We start from the raw sequence: 22110 nt of genomic DNA, 5'->3' as shown, positions 1-22110 counted from the left end.
ATTGGCTCATCGGGTTTATTAACCCGGTCAATAAGCTTGATCTTCGCACCGCGCTTCTTGCGCGTACTTGCCGAACTCTTTCTCCCATTGCCACCAGCAGCTGTTTCAGCCTGTGCTGCGGCAGTTTGCAAACTCATGCGCGCATTTTTCAGCGCTGTGTTCGAGGACTTTATGCCATTCAAGCCTATCTATCCTGCTTTGGTAACCGCCATTGCTTTTGCCACGATGCTCAGTGGATGTAACAACGAGCAGGCTGCTACTGCGCCGGTGCAAGCCCCCCAAGTCAGCGTGGTGACCCTGAAACCTCAGGCTGTGACCTTGTTTAACGACCTGCCCGGGCGTACCAGTGCCTATCGACTTGCTGAGGTTCGGCCGCAGGTGGATGGCATCGTCCTGAAACGCTTGTTCAAGGAAGGCGCGGATATCAAGGCTGGTCAGCAGCTTTATCAGATCGATCCATCAACTTACGAGGTGACGCTCGCCAGTGCGCAGGCCAGTTTGGAGCAATCTCGCTCGCTGACCACCCGGTATCGGCAACTGATCGATGAGCAGGCGGTGAGCAAGCAGGAGTATGACACTGCTCGATCTCAGCAGATGCAGGCAGAGGCACAAGTCAAGGGCGCCCAGATCAATCTGAGATATACCAAAATGTTCGCGCCCATCAGCGGGCGAATTGGACGTTCGGCTGTGACCGAAGGTGCGCTAGTTTCTAATGGCCAAGCAGCCCCCCTTGCGATTATCCAGCAACTCGACCCCATTTATGTCGATGTCACTCAGCCTTATGGCGAGGTGCTCAAACTGCGTCGGGCTCTTGAAAGCGGGCAGTTGCAGAAAACTGCTGATAAGGCTGCGAAAGTTAGCCTGACACTTCAGGACGGTAGCCAGTATCCGCTGCAGGGTTCGCTGGAGTTTTCAGAAGTCTCGGTCGACGAAGCAACCGGCTCGGTCACCCTGCGCGCCGTGTTCCCCAACCCCGATCACTTGCTGCTGCCCGGGATTTTTGTGCATGCGCGGTTGCAGGAGGGGGTCGCCGAGCAGGCCATTCTTGCTCCACAGATTGGTGTGACCCGGGATCTCAAGGGCACCCCGACCGCCATGGTCGTTACCGCCGATAACAAAGTCGAGCAACGCCAGCTCAAGGTTGGCCGCACCGTCGGTGCGAATGTGCTGGTGGAAAGCGGCTTGCGCGCCGGGGAAAAAATCATCGTCGAAGGGCTTCAGTTCATTAAGCCGGGGATCACCGTGGTCGCTCAGGAAGCGATGACAGATGAGGCGAACAGAGCCCCTGTAGCGCTAAACACCAGCGCTAAGGCGGAGTAGACCATGTCGAAGTATTTTATTGATAGACCGATCTTCGCGTGGGTGCTTGCACTGATCATCATGCTCGTTGGGGCATTGTCGATCCTCAATTTGCCGATCAATCAGTACCCTGACATCGCACCACCCGCTGTCGCGATTCAGGTTTCTTATCCCGGTGCTTCCGCGCAGACAGTGCAAGATACGGTCGTGCAAGTGATCGAACAGCAGATGAACGGCATCGACAACCTTCGCTACATCTCTTCGGAGAGTAACGCCGATGGCAGCATGCGAATCATCGTTACTTTCAACCAGGGCACCAACCCTGATATTGCCCAGGTTCAGGTGCAGAACAAGCTGAACCTAGCCACGCCGCTGTTGCCGCAGGAAGTGCAGCAGCAAGGGCTGCGCGTCACAAAATTCCAACAGAATTTCATGATGTTCATCGGTCTGGTTTCCACCGATGGAAAACACACCAAGGAGGACCTATCCAACTACATCGTCTCAAATATCCAGGACCCGATTTCGAGGACTTCAGGTGTTGGCGACTTTCAGATTTGGGGCACGCAATACGCCATGCGAGTCTGGCTGGACCCGGCCAAACTGAACCAGTTCCAGTTGACGCCAGTCGACGTGACCGAGGCGATTGAGGCGCAGAACGTACAGGTGGCTTCGGGCACGATCGGTGGTCTTCCTGCGCGCAAAGGTACGGTGTTTACCGCAACTATCATCGGCAAGACGCGACTGCAGACCTCCGAGCAATTTGGTGACATTTTGCTTAAGGTCAATAGCGACGGCTCCCAGGTGCGCCTGAGTGATGTGGCTGATATCAGTTTGGGCGGTGAAAACTACAGCATCAACGCCCAAGCCAATGGCAAGCCTGCCTCGGGTATCGCCATCCGCTTGGCCACAGGCGCCAACGCCCTTGATACCGCCAAGGCGATTCGCGCCACGGTCGACCGACTGAAACCATTCTTCCCGGCCGGAATTGAAGCGGTGTACCCGTATGACACGACGCCGGTGGTCACCGAATCCATCAGCGGAGTGATGCATACACTGGGCGAGGCGGTGGTTCTGGTCTTTCTGGTCATGCTGCTTTTTTTGCAAAATCTGCGCGCCACCATCATTACGACGTTGACAGTGCCCGTTGTGTTGTTAGGTACCTTCGGCGTCCTTGCCGCAGCCGGCTTCTCTATCAATACCTTGACCATGTTCGGCATGATCCTGGCGATTGGACTACTCGTCGACGATGCGATTGTGGTGGTTGAAAACGTCGAACGGGTGATGGCGCAGGAGCACCTGTCACCCAGGGAGGCTACGCGCAAATCGATGGGGCAGATCCAGGGAGCGCTGGTGGGTATTGCCTTGGTGCTTTCGGCGGTGCTGTTGCCCATGGCTTTCTTTGGTGGCTCCACTGGCGTGATCTACCGGCAGTTCTCGATCACTATCGTATCGGCCATGGCGCTTTCGGTATTTGTTGCTTTGGTATTCACCCCGGCGCTTTGCGCCACGCTGCTCAAGCCCATCGATCCGACAAAGCACGGTCAGCCCAAGCGCGGTTTTTTTGGATGGTTCAACAGACGGTTCGATGCCTGCGTCAACGGATATGAGCAGGGCGTAGGCCAGATCATCCGGCATAGGGTGCCGGGCTTTATGGTTTACCTGGTAATCGTCGCCGGCACGATCTGGATGTTCGCCCGGATACCGACCTCGTTCCTGCCCGATGAAGACCAGGGTTTGATTTTCACGCAGGTGCAGACGCCGGCCAACAGCTCGGCTGAGAGCACGCAAAAAGTGCTTGATCGCATGACTCAATACCTGCTGGACAAAGAGCACGGAGAAGGTAAAGCCGTTGCTACAGTGTTCACTGTTAACGGCTTCAATTTTGCGGGCCGCGGGCAGAATTCAGGGATCGCGTTCGTCAACCTGAAGCCATGGGATGAACGAGACAGTGACAATACTGTGTTCAAAATTGCCCAGCGTGCCCAGCAAGAGTTCCTGAAGTACCGCGACGCCCTGGTATATGCGGTGGTTCCGCCATCGGTACTGGAGTTGGGTAACGCCACCGGCTTCGATTTCTACCTGCAGGACCAAGATAGCGTGGGTCATCAAAAACTCATGGAGGCACGCGGCAAGTTTCTTGAGCTAGCTGCCCAGAGCCCGGTCCTCGCTGGCGTTCGCCCAAACGGCTTGGCCGACGAGCCACAGTACCACCTGACCATCGACGACGAGCGTGCACGGGCGATGGGCATTTCTCTGGCCGATATCAACACCACGCTGTCAGTGGCATACGGCAGTAGTTATGTGAACGATTTCGTTGATCGCGGCCGAGTTAAGCGGGTTTATGTACAGGGTCAACCTGACTCGCGCAGCACCGCAGAGGATCTGAGTAAATGGTTCGTGCGTAACAACCAAGGTCAGATGGTCCCGTTCTCGGCATTTGCGAGTGCCGAGTGGATCTTCGGCTCACCAAAACTGTCACGCTACAACGGCGTCCCTGCCGAGCAAATTCTTGGGACTCCCGCCCCGGGTTACAGCTCTGGCCAGGCGATGGCGGAAGTCGAGCGAATTGCAGCGCAACTGCCGCCCGGCGTAGGCATCTCTTTTACCGGGTTGTCCTATGAAGAGCGTCTTTCAGGATCACAAGCGCCGGCTCTGTATGCGCTGTCGATTCTCGTCGTGTTTCTATGTCTGGCGGCACTCTATGAAAGCTGGTCGATTCCGATTGCGGTCATCTTGGTCGTGCCTCTTGGGGTAATCGGCGCGCTGATGGCCACGGCATTGCGGGGACTGTCCAACGACGTGTTCTTCCAAGTGGGTCTGTTGGTGACGGTGGGGTTGGCGGCGAAGAATGCGATCCTGATCGTCGAGTTTGCCAAGGAATTGAATGAGAAAGGTCAACCGTTGCTTGAAGCGACGGTCGAGGCTTGTCGTATGCGTCTGCGTCCGATCGTCATGACGTCCTTGGCATTCATTCTCGGTGTGCTGCCTCTGACCATTTCCAGCGGAGCCGGCTCTGGCAGTCAGCACGCCATCGGCACGGGGGTGATCGGCGGCATGATAACGGCCACCGTTCTGGCGATTTTTTGGGTTCCCCTGTTCTTCGTTTCCGTTTCAACCTTGTTTAAAGGCAGCCGCAAGAAGCAGGACGAAACTGCTATGCGTGAGGAGGCAGGCCAATGACTCGCTCTTTAATCGGTCTCGCGATCAGCGCCGCTGTTCTGAGTGGTTGCTCACTGATCCCTGAGTATCAGCGACCGCAGGCTCCAGTTGCGGCGCAATATCCGCAGGGTTCTGCCTATCAGGCAACCAACGCTGCCGACCAGGCCGCTGTGGAGCAGGGGTGGCGCGAGTTTTTCCACGATCCGGCATTGCAGCGATTGATCCAGACCGCCTTGATCAATAATCGTGACCTGAAGGTCGCGGCACTGAACGTTGAGGCGTACCGGGCGCAATACCGAATCCAGAGAGCTGACCTGTTTCCGGCGATTGGCGCCAACGCCAGCGGAACACGGCAGCGACTGCCGAGCGCTCAGACGCAGTCCGGTCAGGCCAGTATTTCCAGTCAATATGACGTCAACCTGGGAATCAGTTCGTACGAGTTGGATCTGTTTGGTCGCATCGCCAGTCTCAGCCAGCAGGCACTGGAAACTTATCTGTCTACCGCCCAGGCCCGACGCTCGACCCAGATCAGCATCGTTGCGAGCGTGGCCAATGCCTATCTCACCTGGCAAGCCGACCGTGAATTGCTCAAGCTCACCGAGAACACGCTAGGCGCCTACGAGGAGAGCTTACGTCTGACCACCCGCAGCAATCAGGTGGGTGTGGCTTCGGCGCTTGATCTCGCACAGGCGCGTACCTCGGTGCAAGGTGCGCGGGCGAGCCTGGCAAACTACCAGCGCCGAGTAGCCGAAGACGAGAATGCTTTGGTGCTTCTTCTCGGTACAGGACTGCCCGCCGATTTGCCGGAGCCACAGTCCTTGGATGGCGACCTGCTGGCCAACGTACCGGCTGGTCTGCCCAGTGATTTACTCAACCGTCGCCCCGATATCCTCGCCGCCGAGCATACGCTCTTGGCCGCTAACGCTAACATCGGCGCGGCGCGGGCGGCGTTTTTCCCTAGCATCAGCCTTACGGCAAATGCCGGCACCTCGAGCGCGAATCTGGATGGGTTGTTCAAGAGCGGCTCAGGCAGTTGGGCGTTTAGCCCTACCATCAGCTTGCCGATTTTCAACGCAGGCGCGTTACGCTCCAGCCTGAATTACTCGGAGATTCAGAAAGATATTGGCGTGGCCAACTATGAGAAAGCTATCCAGACCGCTTTCCAGGAAGTCTCCGACGGATTGACCGCACGTAAAACCTACGTCGATCAGTTGCAGGCACAGAATGACCTCGTCAACGCCAGCCAGGATTACTATCGGCTTGCCGAGCGTCGCTATCGAATCGGCGTGGACAGCCACCTGACCTTTTTGGACGCGCAGCGCTCGCTGTTTAGCAACCAACAAAGGCTGATCAACGATCGTCTTGCGCAGTTGCAGGCTGAAGTGAACTTGTATCGTGCACTGGGTGGTGGATGGGACGAGCGGGGCATGCACAAACTCTGAGGACGACGACTAAACAAAAGCGCCCGGCGATAGGCCGGGCGTTTTTTGTTTCAGCGTGGAGTGAAACTGTCATGATTGCTGTGTACTTACGGGGGCGCTGTTACCTGCTCTGCGGGAAATTACAAGCAGGGCGTCTTGTCAGTTTGAGCCAAGGTATTACCTTTGCTGTCCATAAGTTCAATCTTTACCTCTTTTCCCGCACTACTTTCCATCAAGGTGTAACGTTCATTAGGTAAAAAATTGTCATAGGACAGGGTGGCAATACAGCGGTGTTGGCTTTCCTGGTAGCCCTTGGTAACTACCCCAAGTTCCATCGTATGCGCCCCTGGTGATACTTTGAAATAAGTCAGGTTCTCTGCGCGTTGCGTATCCAAGCGTCTGGCCAGCATTTCATCACCGATCTGCTCGTGAAGATTGACAATGGATTCGCCATCCTTAAGCGTCGGAAGTTCAGTCGCACAGCCAGCCAGGCCGGTGATTAAAATGATAGAAGCTGTAAGTTTTGCAAGGTTCATAAGTGTCCTGAGTTCTTTGGGGGTCCGAGAATAGCGATAAGCTTGCCCTGAACCGTTAAATAGATAAGGTTTTAAATAAGCTGTTTCAGCCTAATAACGCATTGGCTTGGGAGCGTGCAGATGACGCAAGATGATCGAGGACGGCAAGGACTAAGATGCCTACTCGATATCTGGAATGATTTTGTTGTCGGTATGGGGATATTCTACAGGCTATTTTTTAATTGATTAGCCTGTGAGCTATTGATGCAGTGCTGAGCTTTATTCACCAATGATGCGCCATCTGCGACGCCGAGAACTTGAATCCCTCAGGTGTCGCACGTGGTATTTGCTGCGCGTCGGACGTTACCGTTCGAATCGATCGTCGATCAGTCAGTCATTTCTGTCGCTGAGACGATCAGCCCTTAACGATGAGGCGCGAGTTTCGTTCATTGCGAAAGGCCAATTGTTCGATGGTTTGCGTGGCGTGCTCGGCGTCTTCACGCGCCTGCAGAATCACCCCGTGATGTTCGGACTTGCTGCACACCGGGTCGGCATTGCTGGCGTCTCCCGTGAGCATGAACGCCTGGCAGCGACAGCCGCCGAAGTCCTTTTCTTTTTCATCGCAGGAGCGGCATGGCTCGGGCATCCAGTCATAGCCGCGAAAGCGGTTGAAGCCAAACGAGTCGTACCAGATGTGCTGCATGCTGTGGTCGCGCACATTGGGAAATTGCACCGGCAACTGACGGGCGCCGTGACAGGGCAGCGCGGTGCCGTCCGGCGTGACGGTGAGGAAAATGCTGCCCCAGCCGTTCATGCAGCCCTTGGGGCGTTCTTCGTAGTAGTCCGGCGTGACGAAGATCAGCTTGCACGGATTGCCGGCTGCTTCCAGCTTGGCGCGGTATTCGTTGGTGACACGCTCGGCGCGGACCAGTTGTTCCTTGGTCGGCAGCAGACCCACTCGATTAAGTTGCGCCCAGCCGTAAAACTGGCAGGTGGCAAGTTCGACGAAATCCGCCTCAAGAGCGATGCACAACTCGATGATGCGGTCGATCTTGTCGATGTTGTGCCGATGGGTGACGAAGTTCAGCACCATCGGATAGCCGTGGGCTTTGACCGCCCGGGCCATTTCCAGCTTTTGCGCGAAGGCTTTCTTCGAGCCGGCCAAGAGGTTGTTCACCTGCTCGTCGCTGGCCTGGAAGCTGATTTGGATATGGTCCAGGCCAGCCTTTTTGAAGTCGCTGATTTTCTGTTCGGTCAAGCCGATGCCGGAGGTGATCAGGTTGGTATAGAAACCCAGCTTGCGCGCCTCGCCGATCAGCTCGGCCAGATCCTGACGCACCAGCGGCTCGCCGCCGGAAAAGCCCAATTGCGCGGCGCCCATTTCCCGGGCTTCGCGAAACACCTTGAACCACTGCTCGGTGCTCAGCTCCTTGCCTTGCTCGGCAAAGTCCAACGGGTTGGAGCAATACGGGCATTGCAGCGGGCACCGATAGGTCAGCTCCGCCAGCAGCCACAGCGGCAAGCCGACTTCAGGCTTGGGCGGCAGCCCGGTGGGCTCAGGCAAGTTCGATCCAGTGCTGTGCACGGGCGACCTCCATGAATTGCTCGATGTCGTCACCGAGTTCCGGCACGTCGGGAAACTGCTTCGCCAACTCGTCGACGATGGCCGCGACATCCCGTTCGCCGTCGATCAGGCCGCCGATCAGCGACGCGCTGTCGTTGAGCTTGATCATGCCTTCAGGATAGAGCAGCACATGGCCCTTCTGTGCCGGTTCGTACTGGAAGCGATAGCCGGGGCGCCAGCGCGGGGTCTTGCTGCGGTCGAAACTCATAAGGTGATCCCTTTGTGCCACACCCGTTGCCCGGTCACGCTGTGATAGGGCGGACGGTTCAATTCGTAGGCCATGCTCATGGCGTCGAGCATGCTCCAGAGGATGTCCAGTTTGAACTGGAGAATCTCCAGCATGCGCTCCTGCCCTGCGCGGGTGGTGTAGTGCTGCAAGGTAATCGCCAGGCCGTGCTCCACATCACGCCGGGCCTGGCTCAGACGAGTGCGGAAGTATTGGTAGCCGGCCGGGTCGATCCACGGGTAATGCTGCGGCCAGCTGTCCAGGCGCGACTGGTGGATCTGCGGCGCGAAGAGTTCGGTCAGCGAGCTGCTGGCTGCTTCCTGCCAACTGGCCCGGCGGGCAAAGTTGACGTAGGCATCCACCGCAAAACGAACCCCTGGCAGCACCAATTCCTGGGAGCGCAGTTGATCGGGATCCAGGCCCACCGCCTGGCCCAGCCGCAGCCAAGCTTCGATACCGCCGTCCTCGCCGGGAGCACCGTCATGGTCGAGCAGGCGCTGGATCCACTCACGGCGGATCGCCCGATCCGGGCAGTTGGCCAGGATCGCGGCATCCTTGAGCGGGATGTTCACCTGATAGTAAAACCGGTTCGCGACCCAACCCTGGATCTGCTCGCGAGTCGCGCGGCCTTCATACATCGCCACGTGATACGGGTGATGGATGTGGTAATACGCGCCCTTGGCGCGCAAGGCTGCTTCAAATTCTGCCGTGGTCAATGGTGTGTCAGTCATTTCGGGCGCTCCTACAGTTCGATACTCATGCCGTCGTAAGCGACTTCGACATTGCGTCGCACCAACTCGGCCCGCTCGGAGGAGTCTTCATCGAGGATTGGGTTGGTGTTGTTGATGTGGATCAGCACCTTGCGCTGCTTCGGCAAATGCTCCAGCACTTCGAGCATGCCGCCCGGACCATTCTGGGCCAGGTGGCCCATTTCCCGGCCAGTGCGGGTGCCGACACCACGGCGCTGCATTTCATCGTCGTCCCACACCGTTCCGTCCACCAGCAGACAATCGCTGCCGGCCATGATCTGCAACAACGACTCGTCGACCTTGCCCAGGCCAGGGGCATAGAACAGCTTGCCACCCGTGCGCAGGTCTTCGACGATTAGCCCGATGTTGTCGCCCGGGTGCGGGTCGAAGCGATGCGGTGAATAGGGCGGTGCGGCGCTGAGCAGGGGCAGTGGGGTGACGCGCAGGTTCGGGCAGGCGGCGATGGTGAAGCTCTGGTCGAGTTCGATGCGATTCCAACTCAACCCGCCGTTCCAGTGGGTCAGCATGTTGAACAGTGGAAAGCCAGTGCTCAGGTCTTCATGGACCATGTCGGTGCACCAGACTTGATGTGGGCAACCTTCACGCAGGCTGAGTAGGCCGGTGGTGTGGTCGATCTGGCTGTCCATCAGGATGATCGCGCCAATGCCGGTGTCGCGCAGGGCCCGGCCCGGCTGCATCGGGGCAAACGCCTGGAGCTGGGCGCGAATGTCCGGAGAGGCGTTGCACAGCACCCAGTTCACACCGTCATCGGACAGGGCGATGGACGATTGGGTGCGCGCCTGGGCCCGCAGGCTGCCGTCGCGAAAACCTGCGCAGTTGGCACAGTTGCAGTTCCACTGGGGGAAACCGCCACCGGCGGCAGAACCTAGAATCTGGACGAACATGGTTGCTCCATCATTCTGGAACCGAAAATAAAACGCCTCGGCAGGCCGAGGCGCTGTCCATCAGGTACAAACTTAACGGTTTGCGAAGTACATGGTGACTTCAAAACCGATACGCAGGTCGGTGTAAGCAGGTTTGGACCAAGACATGAAAGTACTCCTATCAAGTGATGAGACGTTTGTCAGGTACATATTTCTGAGTTTGGTTGGGATCATTTTGCAGCGTTCCAAGGCGCACCCAACCTACGACGCCGTGTTTCGGTTGTTATACCTCGTCTGGTACTGCCGGACGATCGGGTAGCAGGACGCCTTCAGGGAATTGGTCCAAGTACGAGAACGAGTGACTCGACAATTTAGAGGCGAGGGCCACGACGCACTTCGCGAACAATTGAACTCGATTCTGCAGGCTGCAAAATGTCATTGTCGTACTCTCCCATGTTGGTGCGAACTCAGGCTGAAAAAAACTGCATTGGAAGAGCCCCTTACAGGCTGGTCTCGAATTTCAAACCGGCCACCCACGCATCCCTGACCTCGCTGACTCCGCCAGGATTGCCTACAAATTGCAGGTTGGGGCGCACGGTCAGCCACTTGGTCACGCCAAAGCCATAGTAGATTTCCATGTTGGTTTCTGAGCTTTGGGTCGGTGTGTAGCGAGGGTCGTCGTAATCGCTGACGCCCGCCCGCTCGTTCAGTTGCTGCTGATGATCTGTGAATCGGTTATTCACGTGGAGACTGGCGATGGCGACGCCGATCTCGTCATTCGGGCGAGATTTGAAGGGGGCCGTGTAGTAAGCGCCTACTTGCGCATAGCGATCGATCATATTGGTGGCTTTGTCATGCACCGTGGCATAGGCGAACACCGTCAGCCCACGAGCGGCGAAGTCTGGATCTTTCCAGACCTGTTGTTGCCCGGCAATCCATGCGCCGTGTTTACTGTCGCGGGATTTTGCTATGCCGTTTTCTTCTGTGTTGACGTCGTTTGCGTCACGGCTGCTGTAATACGCCCCTACGCGATATTCCCCTGGCAGCCGTCCGGCTCCCAGCGACGTGGTATGGACCAGCTCGACAGGTACCAAGGTACCCTCATTACCGCTGCCGCTGAGTTTGAAGCCGTTACCTATTTCCAGGTAGGAAGGGTTCTGCTCGTACGCACCGATCTGCGCATAAGTATCATCGCTCAAAGCGACCTTTACGCGGCCCGCCCATTGAGTGATTGGCCAGTTATAAATGATATCGCCGGCCCAGTTACCCGGCTGTGCGCCGCAGAATGCCAAGTTCTGGAATTTGCAGGGGAAGCTGCCGAAGTCCTCGCCAAAGTTCATGCGGCCCAGTTTGATATCCAGCCCGCCGTCAAAGAACTTTTGACGGTACCAGAGTTGTGTAAGCCGCCAGGTCTGGCCGCGCCCGTATACCTCTTGGACCTGACTGATTCCTCCCACCCGAGGATCGGTGAGCACATCGTTGGTGAGATTGCGCCCGTTACGGTCCGATATCGTGAATTGAAAATCAGCGCCTTCCCAGCCGAGTATTTTCTCAAGGTCAAAATTGCTCATCAGCGCAAGTTGATCGGTATACCGCGCCGTGGTGTGAGAATCGTAGCCACCGGCAAGATTCGTTGCGGCGTCGCCCGTGTAGAGCACGTTAAAGGTATAACCTTTTTCAAGCAGTTCTGTGCGTAGGCCGCCCCAGTCTCCCAACATCCAAGGTGACTCAGGACTGAAGGCTTCTTGTGCATGACTGTTGGTCGCTCCGCAAAGCAGCAACAATGCGGCGGAAATATTAAGCGTGTTGCAGTTCAAATGAGTGGTCATGATAATCTCTGCTTTTGTTTTTATTAGTCAGATAATCGAACACATCTTCAGGTTGATCTTCCGCCCGGAAGAGCATTAAAGAATGTCTGCAACGGGTTGAACCCAGCGAAGCACTACTGGATTCTTTTTTGTGGAAGCGTCGAGCTTGACGTGACACACGGTAAGTTGATGAGAAGACGGGATCTAAGTCATGCCACGTCTGTTCTTGCGGAATATCTCGGTAATTTATTTGAACATGGGTAACGCTCTCCTTGTGATTGTCATGAAGGTTGCTTTCAACTTAACGGCGCCGAAGATGCCGTCGGCGCGCTCTTGAAAATACCGGTCATTCGCCGCCCGCACTGATTGGGTTGGGTTGGCGTTTTTCAATGGTGTATTTCAGCAATGCAGCGCTGCGGAATATGCCGTGGGCGAATTTGCTATAGGGCATGGTCAGAAAGAACGCCATGACCAGACCCAGGTGGATGGCAAGCAATAAGCCCAACGCGCTGGTTTCGCGCCCGGCAAGCAATGCAAGACCGCTAGCGCTGACCAGGAACAGAAGCGCGATGAAGCCACGATCCATCGGTTTCTGATTCTCGTCCCCTTGTTGCGGGTTACGCCGCAGATTCATCCAGAGCAAACCTGCTGGGCCGATCAGCAGACCTACGCCACCGAAAATGCCGAGCAGCACTGGCAGGCTCACAACCGGGTAGGGCGCCGACCAATCGAGTAAAAAATGATAAAGAGTGGCAACGCCTGTGGCTGCGAAGCACAGCATGAACCCATAGAAGGTGAGGTGGTGAAAGCGGCGGCGCCATAGGGTGAATGCGTCGTCGGCGTTGTTGCAGCCTTCCCCATGTCCGCCGTCCAGGTACTTGAGTTGTGCGACGTTGGCGCCGGCCTCCAGGGCCGCACTGGCTTTCAACGGCAGAGGTGCCTCGGCGGGTGAGATTTCGCGCCAGAATCGACGCACGCCGATACCCAGGGCCAACACGGCAAAACCGAACACCGCGCTGAACATCAGTGCCAACGTGTTGTGTGGAAAAATCCCGTAGAAGTTACCGCCTGGCATGGCAACGAACAGGTTGCCCATGATCATCAAGGTAAGCGACAGGAACAGCGCCAACCCAGCGCCTGAAGCCAGCCCCAAGGTAAGGCCGTTGCGTTGGTACAATTTACCCAGTGGCTGCGGCCAGGCGTAACTGGTGTAGGTTTCCAGCCGCACCTTGGCCATGGCTTTGGGTACGTTGACTGCAAATTCGTGCGGGGCAGCGTATTGGCAAGCCGACAGGCACGCGCCGCAGTTGTGGCAAAGGTTCGCCAAGTAATGAATGTCGGCCTGACCGAATTCCAGATGCCGGGTCATTGCGGGGAATACGGCACAGAAACCTTCGCAATAGCGGCAGGCATTGCAAATGGTCATCTGCCGTTCGACTTCGGTTTCCTGCAGGTTGAGGGCCGGGATCAGTTGGCTGGATACCTGGGGATCAAACAGCTGCATGTTGAAGCTCCGAGTTCACAGGAGAAAGACCAAACCCCGCACAAAGCGCGGCCTGTACGCCAGCGATTCGTCCGAAGGCAGTACCGATGGCCATGCCAATACCCGCGGTATAACCCTTGCCCAGTACGTTGCCAGCCATCATTTCTCCGGCGACAAACAGGTTCGGGCTGGCCTTGCCATCAAAGTGCACGGCGGCCGTTTCGTCGGTCGCCAGGCCGAGATAGGTAAAGGTGACGCCTGGCTTGAGGGGATAGGCGTAGTAGGGTGGTTTGGTGAGCGGCCTTGCCCAGTGAGTCTTGGCGGGAGTAAGCCCTTCGGTATGGCAGTCGTCGAGCGTGGTGTGGTCGAACGTGCCGACATGGCAAGCGTTGTTGTAGTCTTCGATGGTTTTAACGAACTGCGTTTGCGGCAAGTTCAACAGGCGAGCCAGTTCTGGCAACGTCCGGGCTGTGGTTCCAGGGAACACCGGCGGCATGAAGCGGCCAAGCGCCTGTTGGTCGATAATCGAGTAGGCCTGCTGGTTGGGTTGTCCCGCAACCAGACGGCCCCAAATCGCATAACGCTTGGGCCAGAAATCCTCACCCTCATCGTAAAACCGTTTTCCATCGCGGTTGACAACCACGCCCAGGGACACGCAGTCGATGCGGGTACAGATACCTCCGTCGTAAAGCGGAGCCCGGGCGTCGATGGCAACCATATGTGCCTGGGTTGGGTCGCCGACTGAATCGGCGCCAAGATCGAGCATCCGTCGCAACAACACACCGGTATTGAAGCGGGTGCCGCGAATCAGAAAGTTGTCCGATGGCCATTCACCACGCTCGTTTTGGCCCCAAGCCTCCCGTAACCATTCGCGATTGGATTCAAATCCGCCAGCAGCCAGGACGCAGGCGCGAGCTTCGATACGCTCCGCTGGGAATCGCTGTCCATCTATCACCCGTTCGGCCAGGTGAGCTGCGACGAAAGCACCGTTTTCCAGTTCTATGTCGGTGACCTGAGCGTCATAACGGATCTTCACGCCCAAGCGTTCGGCGCTGCGAAAGTAAGCATTGACCAGTGCCTTTCCGCCGCCCATGAAAAACGCGTTGGTGCGCGCCACGTGCAGAGCACCCGACAAGGGCGGCTGAAAGTGCACACCATGTGAACGCATCCAATCACGGCAAGATGACGAGGCGCGAATGGCGATGCGCGCCAGTTTCTCGTTGGTAAGACCACCGGTGACTTTAAGCAGATCTTGCCAGTATTCTTCTTCGGGATAGGCATCGACCAGCACATCCTGAGGCGCATCGTGCATGCAGCGCAGGTTGCGCGTGTGCTGCGAATTTCCACCGCGCCAGACTTTCGGCGAGCCTTCCAGCAGCATCACGCTGGCGCCTGCCTCTCGTGCCATCAATGCGGCACATAACGCAGCGTTGCCGCCACCTATCACCAGAACGTCGACCATCGTATCTCCTCGATTCACTGGCAGGGCGAAGTGACTGCCGCCAGTGGATTAACCATAGGGATGGGCTCATCGCGGCGAAAGGCGGATTTAGAGGTGAGGGCTTCAGTTTTAGTGAAGGGTGATGTTTCTGTGCAGGGGGATATGTGGCAGGCGTTACCACTCTCCCTGAAATACAAAACGCCCGATGCAAATGCACCGGGCGTTTTGATACTGAAATGGATATAGACCCATTTCAGAGGCAGGCAAATTTGCCCAGTTCAAGACTTTGGAGACAGGTCACGATGGACCGGCTCCTTGTTTGAACAGCTATTGTCAGCCGCCATTACTTGCCATCTGGAATTGCAAAGGCAACCAGCTTCGAACCAGGCTTCGTACGATAATGCGGGCGCCCACCCTCGGCGACCACCACAAATTGCCTTCCGCTGACCGGACTGCGGTAGGTCATGGGCGTGGCATTGGCGCTGGTGGCAAGGCGACTGCTCCACAGCTCCCGGCCGGTGGCAGCATCCAGGGCACGGAACGTATGCTCTGCTGCACCGCCGATAAATACCAGGCCGCCACGGGTCGTCACGGCGCCACCGGCGGTCGGTGTACCGATCGGGATGGAAACCAGGGTAGGCAGACCGAACGGACCAATGTCACGCGGTGAGCCAAATGGCTTGGACCAGATGAGCTTGCCACTGACAAGATCAACAGCGCCAATCAGGCCCCAAGGCGGCGCATTGCAAGGAATGCCAAGCTGCGAAAGGAAGTTGACCCGATAAGCGCCGTATGGCGTGTCAAGCATAGGCTGCTCGGCTTGTCCCCCTGCGTCCAGACCAGGTGCAATCCTGAAATTGCGTTGCGTTGCTTCTTCGCGTGTTACCAATTCGATTCGGTCAGGGACCTGAGTCCAGTTGACGATCATCAGCCCGCGATCAACGTCCAGCGAGATGCCATTCCAGTTCACACCACCCATTGAACCGGGATCGATCAAGACATTCTTGTCGAGCGTGATGGGCGTGAATTGGCCCTCGTAGCGCGATTGTTTGAACATGATCCGGCAAACCATTTGGTCGATCGGCGTCGCACCCCACATGTCTTTTTCGCGCAGTTGAGGCCCCCTGAAAGCAGGGAGCTCGACAGAGGCAGGTTGGGTAGGGGACAGCCATTCGCCTTTGGCAATGTCACGCTGAGGCACAGGCTGTTCTTCCACCGCCTTGATCGGTTCGCCAGTCTCGCGGTCGAGCACGAAAATCTCGCCGCGTTTGGTCGGTTGGATCAGCGCTGGCCGCATGCCCTTTGCGGTAGGCCAATTCAACAGAGTGGGCTGGGAAGCGACGTCATAATCCCAGATGTCGTGGTGCGTGGCCTGGAATTTCCAGCGCAGTCGACCCGTCTCCGCGTCGAGAGCGATCACCGCACTGGAGATATCCTCGTCATAGGGACGGCGCTGCCCACCGTAAGCATCAGGTGTCGCGTTGCCCACTGGCAAATAGACAAGACCGAGCTTCTCATCCGCGCTGATGGGGGCCCAGCTGTTGGGTGTGGAAGGCGTGTAGTACTGCCCTTCAGGTGGCAGGCCGAGACGATTCGGCGCGCCGGCATCAAAGGCCCAGGCGAGTTCGCCTGTTACCGCATCAAACGCCCTGATGACGCCTGACGGACCACCCCAATATTGCCCGTCGGGAATGCCACCACCGACGACAATCTTGCCGCGGATAACTTGCGGTGCCGAGCTGACGTAGAACAAGCCATGTGGGTAAGGTGCGACGCCCTTTGTCAGATCGACCGCGCCGTTGTTACCAAACCCTGGGCAATATTCTCCGGTTTTCGCATCCAGTGCCACCAGCGTGGGGTTGTGGCTGGGGGCGTAGATGCGTTCCGAGCAAAACCCATTGGCGTCAGGCACTTTGTAGTACGCCACACCCCGACAAGGTTTACCCGACTGTGGTACGCCGTTGGAAATGTCGCGGCGCCACAATTCTTTGCCGGTTTCCGCATCGAATGCATGAATACCGTTATTGCCATCACACGCGTACAGGGAACTACCCATCATGATGGGGGTGCCTTCGATGGCGTTGAGATCGCCGTTCACCGGTGCCATGTCGGCTTCCCAGACTTTGACCAGCTTCGAAACGTTGGTTGTGTCAATGTCTGCTAGCGGACTGAAGCGGGTTCCACCCTGGTCGTTGCCGTAGGCTTGCCAGTCGGTACGTTCGTTGTTGGCCATTGGTTCAGGCAGTTTCGCTGGCGCCTGCGATTGCAAGCCGCGTCTCAACATCGGAAAGTCCGGTGCGTCAGGTCCGAAAGCGTGAGTGACGCTCCCCAAGGCGATTGCAGCGGCCAGGCCGCCGGCAAACGATGGCCAGCCGCGTGGAAGCTTCCGGGTGTTCGGCGCAGGCGTGAGTCGGGTGAAATGCGGTAGCAGAAGTACTGCGCCGAGAACGAACGGACCAATCAGTCGGGGCGCCAGTTGCCAACCGTTAAAACCCACCTCCCACAAACTCCAGGCCGTGGTCCAGACCAGCATTGCGGCATAGACCCAAACCCCTCGCGCATCACCGCGCCAGAGAAATACAGCGCTTGTGATGAAGGCCAGCCCGGTGATCAGGTAGTACGCAGAACCTGCGTCCGCAACCAAGATGACACCGCCAATGGAAAGGGCCAAGCCGAGTATCAGTAATACAATGGCAAAGATACGACATACCCATCGCGAAGCTTTTGTCGTATCGCGCTTGGCATTCAAAGAGTCAGGCTCTGCGCCAATAGGGGTCATAAGGGTTTCTCCATGTGATCAATAGGACACACGTGTTGGTGACAAGCATTGAGGCGGCTCATTTGAATGACGCCGGAGGCAAGCCATGGGTGAACACCTTGGCACTGAATATTGTTGCTCCTTGCCCCTTATCCCCATCACTGGTGACGGAGTACAAGGTGTTCGTATTGGGATCAATGGCGAGGCTAGTCGATAGCAGGTTGTGCCCTTGTTCGCGCCCCGGCAGCAGCACCTGACCAATCGGGATACCGATCTGGTTAAAGACCATTACACGACCTTGCCCATAGATCGCCACATAGACATTGCCATCGGCGTCGACCCGCATCGAATCGGGGGAGGGCCCCGTGAAACGGTAGGGGATGGACGAGCTGATGGTGGCGATGGTAGTAGCGTTGGCCAGGTCGATGCGATGCAGAAGATTGCGGCCAAATTCAGTTGCCCACAGCGTTTTTCCGTCTGGACTTAGCGTAACGCCGTTGGCCATCGAGAGATGCGGCAAGACGACAACGGGAGTCGAAAGATCGGGAGAAACGTAATAGATTCCGCCCTTTGGCTCGGTCGAAATACCTTTGAAGTCACTGAAGTAAAAACCACCCTCTTTATTGAACACCAAGTCATTGGGCATGAATCCGGCGTCTTGCGCGATGATGGTTTGCATTCCCGTGCCATCAGGTTTGACTGCGAAAATCGCGCCGAGGTTGCGGTTCAGATCGAGAGCCGCGATGAACAGGCGTCCGTCGGGATGAAATGCCAGTCCACCAGGGGAGAGGTTCTCTATCGTGGCTACGATTGAAAGCTGTTTGGTCGGCGACAGGCGAAGTACGCGTTTACCCGAAACATCACAGAAAAGCAGGTTGCCCTCGCGGTCAAAGATGGCGCCTTCCAGTATCCGTCCTTCGTTGGATGCTTTGAACCAGGTTTGAGCTGTAACCGTTGGAAGGCTTCGTTCCGATACTGGGATGGGCACTGGGCCTTGGGTCTGCTTGTCGTAGGCCAATGATGAAGAGGAGGGGAGTTGCCCGGCGTATGCGCCTGTAGCAACGCTGGCGGCGCCAATGGCCAGACAGGCCAGCAGGCTGCGGAGCTGGAGTTTTTTGAGCGCCCCATGAACACTGGTGCTGTTTCTTCTATCCGAACGTTTCCTACAGGCATGAATGCTTGTCGCGTTTATCACTGTGTGCGGCGCAGGCATGTCGAGTTGTGTCAGCGTGGGTAAAGCGGTCGTAGCGAATAGCCGGCTGGGGGGCGCGCCGGATATCGGCGCGACCAGCCCTTTGAAATTGAACGTTACGCCAATGCTCATAACGAACTCCATTGTGCAAAGCCTTTTACTCCCCATCAGGGGCGTAGACTTGTTTATTGTTTGATAGGGTGAAGCTGTGTTTCTTACGCGCTAACGTTGGGCGCACGACCAGCGAATGTCAGTCCGCCGGAGGGAGCCCCTACTTCAAATCTCTTCCCGGGGGTACTGGAGCACGAGGACCTCGGCACCTTGGTCGCCTGCTTGGATCTCGAACTTTTCCTCAGTTGATTCCACGACGATCATGGACCAGAGAGGAAGCTCTTCTTCGCCATGCAGCACGCTGCCGTTTCCGACGAAAACGTAATAACCCGATGCAATACCAGGGGGCGGACCGTCCACCTTCATGCCAGCGCCCAATCGTAATACCTGAGCGCGCAGGCCATCTGCCTCATCTTCAAAAAGCAGTTCCCAACTCGCTTCTTCGCGGGCCTGCATCACAGGGGCAATGGAGAACTTGATGGGCTCGGACGTCAGGTGCCGGCGTTTGCTGGGACGCAGTTGTTCCCGGTAGCCAGGTTCACTCAAATAGACCGGTTGGGAGTTTCCGGTGTACATCCGCATGGCGACGAAGGACAGCCCTTGCGGACCTGCCACGATCGGCCCGTAAGCTGTGTGATGGTCTTTGAACTGGACGGTGAGCGGTTCCAGCACCTGACCGCGATTACCCAGTGTGCCACTGCCAGCGATGAACAACTGAAACATCGACACCCCGTGGAAATGGGGCACTACTGCTTCGTGTGCTCTGAGTTCAGACATTGTCGCCTGAGGGCCTGGGGCCCGCCCTTGGGAGCTCCGCGGGCCAAAGAAGGTCGTTCCCCAATGCTGGTTTCCGGTACCGGGCGAAACGATAACGCTCCGATTTGCAAGGGCGTCTGCCCCACTGCGCGTGTAAATCATCACCAATGCTCCTATTGAATCTGCATGTATGCAGGACAAATCAACCGTCCATACGAGGCCGTAGCATGCCCTCGCTCGACGCAAAATCATACTAGCATGTGTTTTGATAATTAGCACAAGTTTCAATGGGTGAAACTTTTGAGTGACAGGTGCGTGCTGAGTTAGCGCCGGTGCAAGCTTGTGTAAGATGGTGTTTGTGGTTTCATTCATTGAAACCTATTCCAAAAATAATTGACTTTCGTCTAGCTGCGGACGACAGTGCACCGTGGCAGCTCTGCTTTTGGGGAGAGCAGAGAAACGACTGCATCTCTTTACCTCGTCTCCCGATTTTCGATAGCGATCAAGGGCTTCAGTACCAATATGAATAATTACAAAAACTTGCTTGAACCACGTTCGATTGCGGTTGTAGGCGTGTCGGAGGATGCGGGACGTCCCGGCTCTCAGGCCGTAAGAGCTCTGATGAGCAATGGATACACCGGCGCGATCTATCCGGTGAATCCCAAATACGAAACCTTTGAAGGGTTGAAGTGCTATGGGTCCGTTGCCGATATCGAAGGCGACGTCGACCTCGTAGTGGTTGGCGTTCCTGCGCAGGGCGTTTTAGCCGTGCTGGAATCGAGTGCGCAGAAGAAGGTTCCTTTTGCGGTGGTTCTGAGCGGTGGCTTTCGAGAGAGTGGTCCGGAGGGGATTCTCCGTGAGGAGAAAATGCTCGCGATTGCCCGGGCGGCGGGCATGCGCATTATCGGGCCCAACTGCCTCGGTTTTGCCAACATCCATTCTCGGGTCTACGCCGCATTCGGCAGCATTACGCGTGAACCGAAACTCGAGAAAGGGTCGGTATCGCTGGTGACGCAGAGTGGAGGATTCGGCTACAGCATCGCCCTTGCATGCGCCGAAGCGGGGATTGGTTTCCGGCATGTGATCGCGACGGGCAACGAAAGCGACGTCAACACGGTGCAGCTCATTGAGGCGCTGCTTGATGATGACGAGACACACACCATCGTCGCCTATATCGAGGGAACCAACGACGGTCGTGCGCTGTTGGAAATCGGCCGCAAGGCTACGGCGCGTGGCAAGCCGATTCTGCTCTGGAAGGGCGGCGTCACCGAGCAGGGCGCACTGGCGGCCGCATCGCATACCGCCAGCATGACGGGTGTCTATGATTTCTATCGTGCCCTGTTCAAGCAAACGGGGATCGTCGAGATCAGAGAGATCCATGAAGCAGTGGATTTCCTCAAGGCATTGGAAAGCAAAAAATACCCGGACAATGGGGGTGTCGCGGTGATGGGGGTATCGGGCGGGTCTGCGATCGTATTTGCAGATGCGGGTGAGCCTGAAGGTCTGACCTTGTGTGAACTTGGTAACGATACCCAGCAAAAGCTGCTGGCGGTCGTGCCTAACATCGGGGCCGTCCATAATCCAATCGACCTTACCGCAGGGTATTTTTCGGCGGCCAATGCGCAGAAGTTGGAAGCCGCTGTAAGCGCGACGCTTGAAGACCCCGCCGTAGGATCGCTTTGCATTAACCTGGCAACCACAGGCGCCTCTGGCAGCCTGGCGGCAGCCCAGGTATTGGCCCGAATTGCCGCGTCGGCGTCGAAGCCGATCCTGGTTTTTTCCTCAGCCCCCAGCGTTCAGGTTGCAGAGGCGCTGCGTGTATTCGCTGATGCGGGAATTGCGGTGTTGCCTTCGCCGTCGCGAGCCGCCAAAGCTATCGCAATGCTGATGCGATTCAAGCGGACTCAATCGCGCATTTTGCAGATGCAAGAGGATGAGGGGCTCAAAGTAGAGCGAGCTTCTGTACCGCTTAGCACCGCCGTTGGCAGTCGGGCATCGTTGTCCGAGGTCGAGTCCAAGGAAATGCTGCGTTCAATCGGTATCCCCGTCACAACCGACCTGATCGTGAAGGGTTTTGACGCTGCGCTGTTCGACAAAGTCAAAGCGCCCCTGGTCGTCAAGATTGTCTCTGCGGACATTGCGCACAAAACCGAAATAGGCGGCGTAAAGGTCGGCATTCGGACAGCCCAGGAGCTGGAGTCAGCGATCGAGCAGGTGTTAGCCAACGCGCAACGGCATGTGCCTGCCGCCCACATTGAGGGTGTCCTCGTTTCCGAGATGGTGACAGGTGGTTTCGAACTGATTGCCGGGGTGGTCAAGGATCCTTCATTTGGCCCTGTGGTGGTAGTCGGCGCAGGTGGGATTTATGCGGAAGTACTGAAGGATTCCGCATGTCGAATCGCCCCTTTCGGCCTGCCAACCGCTATGGAAATGCTCGATGAATTGCAATGCAGCGTGATCATGCACGGGGTTCGGGGCGCGCCTCCCCTTGACGTCGATGCTGTTGCCCGTGCGTTGGTGGCGTTATCGCAGTTTGCCTGGGAGCAGCGCAGCGATATAGCCGAAATCGACATCAATCCAATGTTTGTACTGCCCCACGGTGTGATTGCCGCGGACGCCTTGATTGTGCGCGGTTAATGAACCGCCCCCAAGCTTGTCGCGAGAAAGAGCAATGTACAAAACAT

At 56.9% G+C, this 22110-nt stretch carries 16 protein-coding genes; 4 read left to right on the top strand and 12 right to left on the bottom strand.

The window, feature by feature from the left end; translation table 11 throughout:
* The first annotated feature begins 171 nt into the window (after positions 1 to 171).
* Genes KI241_RS16390 through adeC form a run of 3 tightly spaced genes read left to right on the top strand, consistent with a single transcriptional unit; the run spans position 172 to position 5900 of the window.
* Positions 172 to 1320 carry an efflux RND transporter periplasmic adaptor subunit gene (locus KI241_RS16390; protein WP_212800646.1) on the top strand — a complete coding sequence of 383 codons (1149 nt, stop codon included), beginning with the start codon at positions 172 to 174 and terminating at the stop codon, positions 1318 to 1320.
* A gap of 3 nt (positions 1321 to 1323) precedes the next feature.
* Positions 1324 to 4479: an efflux RND transporter permease subunit gene (locus tag KI241_RS16385; protein ID WP_212796449.1), complete on the top strand. Its 3156-nt coding sequence runs from the start codon at positions 1324 to 1326 to the stop codon at positions 4477 to 4479.
* Positions 4476 to 5900, top strand: coding sequence for an AdeC/AdeK/OprM family multidrug efflux complex outer membrane factor (adeC, locus tag KI241_RS16380; RefSeq protein ID WP_212796448.1), 1425 nt, complete (start codon positions 4476 to 4478; stop codon positions 5898 to 5900). The genes KI241_RS16385 and adeC overlap by 4 nt, the downstream gene beginning before the upstream one ends.
* Before the next feature lie 119 nt (positions 5901 to 6019).
* Here the strand turns inward: adeC and KI241_RS16375 are convergent, their stop codons facing one another.
* From KI241_RS16375 to KI241_RS16320, 12 genes are all read right to left on the bottom strand, one after another.
* The gene (locus KI241_RS16375) at positions 6020 to 6415 is read right to left on the bottom strand and encodes a hypothetical protein (protein WP_212796447.1); all 396 of its coding nucleotides are present in this window, start codon (positions 6413 to 6415) and stop codon (positions 6020 to 6022) included.
* A 394-nt stretch (positions 6416 to 6809) separates the two neighbouring features.
* Positions 6810 to 7979: a pyrroloquinoline quinone biosynthesis protein PqqE gene (gene pqqE, locus KI241_RS16370; RefSeq protein ID WP_212802730.1), complete on the bottom strand. Its 1170-nt coding sequence runs from the start codon at positions 7977 to 7979 to the stop codon at positions 6810 to 6812.
* Positions 7951 to 8226: a pyrroloquinoline quinone biosynthesis peptide chaperone PqqD gene (gene pqqD, locus KI241_RS16365; RefSeq protein WP_212796445.1), complete on the bottom strand. Its 276-nt coding sequence runs from the start codon at positions 8224 to 8226 to the stop codon at positions 7951 to 7953. Before pqqD ends, pqqE begins: the two co-directional genes overlap by 29 nt.
* Positions 8223 to 8975, bottom strand: coding sequence for a pyrroloquinoline-quinone synthase PqqC (gene pqqC, locus KI241_RS16360; protein WP_212796444.1), 753 nt, complete (start codon positions 8973 to 8975; stop codon positions 8223 to 8225). Before pqqC ends, pqqD begins: the two co-directional genes overlap by 4 nt.
* 11 nt (positions 8976 to 8986) lie before the next feature.
* Positions 8987 to 9898, bottom strand: a complete 912-nt coding sequence (gene pqqB, locus KI241_RS16355) for a pyrroloquinoline quinone biosynthesis protein PqqB (RefSeq protein ID WP_212796443.1) — start codon at positions 9896 to 9898, stop codon at positions 8987 to 8989.
* 72 nt (positions 9899 to 9970) lie between these two features.
* On the bottom strand, positions 9971 to 10045 hold the full coding sequence (gene pqqA / locus KI241_RS16350; RefSeq protein WP_020295432.1) for a pyrroloquinoline quinone precursor peptide PqqA: 75 nt from the start codon (positions 10043 to 10045) through the stop codon (positions 9971 to 9973).
* A gap of 332 nt (positions 10046 to 10377) precedes the next feature.
* Positions 10378 to 11706 (bottom strand): carbohydrate porin, encoded by a 1329-nt coding sequence (locus KI241_RS16345; RefSeq protein ID WP_212796442.1) that lies wholly within the window; start codon positions 11704 to 11706, stop codon positions 10378 to 10380.
* Between the two features lie 325 nt (positions 11707 to 12031).
* Positions 12032 to 13189 (bottom strand): tricarballylate utilization 4Fe-4S protein TcuB, encoded by a 1158-nt coding sequence (gene tcuB / locus KI241_RS16340; protein WP_201005392.1) that lies wholly within the window; start codon positions 13187 to 13189, stop codon positions 12032 to 12034.
* A complete protein-coding gene (gene tcuA / locus KI241_RS16335) occupies positions 13176 to 14630 on the bottom strand; it encodes an FAD-dependent tricarballylate dehydrogenase TcuA (protein ID WP_201005385.1) in 1455 nt (484 codons plus the stop codon). Before tcuA ends, tcuB begins: the two co-directional genes overlap by 14 nt.
* A gap of 322 nt (positions 14631 to 14952) precedes the next feature.
* Complete coding sequence (locus KI241_RS16330) at positions 14953 to 17388, bottom strand: pyrroloquinoline quinone-dependent dehydrogenase (RefSeq protein ID WP_212802239.1); 2436 nt, start codon at positions 17386 to 17388, stop codon at positions 14953 to 14955.
* Between the two features lie 58 nt (positions 17389 to 17446).
* Entirely contained in the window at positions 17447 to 18691 is a 1245-nt protein-coding gene (locus KI241_RS16325; RefSeq protein WP_212802729.1) for an SMP-30/gluconolactonase/LRE family protein, read from the bottom strand.
* A 144-nt stretch (positions 18692 to 18835) separates the two neighbouring features.
* Entirely contained in the window at positions 18836 to 19393 is a 558-nt protein-coding gene (locus tag KI241_RS16320) for a hypothetical protein (protein ID WP_013692809.1), read from the bottom strand.
* Positions 19394 to 19948: 555 nt separating this feature from the next.
* Between KI241_RS16320 and KI241_RS16315 the strand changes: the two genes are divergently transcribed.
* Positions 19949 to 22063: an acetate--CoA ligase family protein gene (locus tag KI241_RS16315; RefSeq protein WP_212803881.1), complete on the top strand. Its 2115-nt coding sequence runs from the start codon at positions 19949 to 19951 to the stop codon at positions 22061 to 22063.
* The last annotated feature ends 47 nt before the right edge of the window (positions 22064 to 22110 follow it).

It is taken from the genome of Pseudomonas sp. Cab53, assembly GCF_018325965.1.
GTDB lineage: Bacteria > Pseudomonadota > Gammaproteobacteria > Pseudomonadales > Pseudomonadaceae > Aquipseudomonas > Aquipseudomonas chlororaphis_E.
This window is presented reverse-complemented; position numbering and strand designations above follow the sequence as displayed.

What these genes read in the sequence shown, in the direction of transcription:
- KI241_RS16320 (WP_013692809.1), bottom strand. Translation starts at nt 19,393, where the DNA reads ATGTTTCAGTTGTTCATCGCTGGCAGTGGCACACTGGGTAATCGCGGT.
- pqqC (WP_212796444.1), bottom strand. Translation starts at nt 8,975, where the DNA reads ATGACTGACACACCATTGACCACGGCAGAATTTGAAGCAGCCTTGCGC.
- KI241_RS16375 (WP_212796447.1), bottom strand. Translation starts at nt 6,415, where the DNA reads ATGAACCTTGCAAAACTTACAGCTTCTATCATTTTAATCACCGGCCTG.
- tcuA (WP_201005385.1), bottom strand. Translation starts at nt 14,630, where the DNA reads ATGGTCGACGTTCTGGTGATAGGTGGCGGCAACGCTGCGTTATGTGCC.
- KI241_RS16390 (WP_212800646.1), top strand. Translation starts at nt 172, where the DNA reads ATGCCATTCAAGCCTATCTATCCTGCTTTGGTAACCGCCATTGCTTTT.
- adeC (WP_212796448.1), top strand. Translation starts at nt 4,476, where the DNA reads ATGACTCGCTCTTTAATCGGTCTCGCGATCAGCGCCGCTGTTCTGAGT.
- tcuB (WP_201005392.1), bottom strand. Translation starts at nt 13,189, where the DNA reads ATGCAGCTGTTTGATCCCCAGGTATCCAGCCAACTGATCCCGGCCCTC.
- pqqB (WP_212796443.1), bottom strand. Translation starts at nt 9,898, where the DNA reads ATGTTCGTCCAGATTCTAGGTTCTGCCGCCGGTGGCGGTTTCCCCCAG.
- KI241_RS16330 (WP_212802239.1), bottom strand. Translation starts at nt 17,388, where the DNA reads ATGACCCCTATTGGCGCAGAGCCTGACTCTTTGAATGCCAAGCGCGAT.
- pqqD (WP_212796445.1), bottom strand. Translation starts at nt 8,226, where the DNA reads ATGAGTTTCGACCGCAGCAAGACCCCGCGCTGGCGCCCCGGCTATCGC.
- KI241_RS16385 (WP_212796449.1), top strand. Translation starts at nt 1,324, where the DNA reads ATGTCGAAGTATTTTATTGATAGACCGATCTTCGCGTGGGTGCTTGCA.
- KI241_RS16345 (WP_212796442.1), bottom strand. Translation starts at nt 11,706, where the DNA reads ATGACCACTCATTTGAACTGCAACACGCTTAATATTTCCGCCGCATTG.
- KI241_RS16325 (WP_212802729.1), bottom strand. Translation starts at nt 18,691, where the DNA reads ATGAGCATTGGCGTAACGTTCAATTTCAAAGGGCTGGTCGCGCCGATA.
- KI241_RS16315 (WP_212803881.1), top strand. Translation starts at nt 19,949, where the DNA reads ATGAATAATTACAAAAACTTGCTTGAACCACGTTCGATTGCGGTTGTA.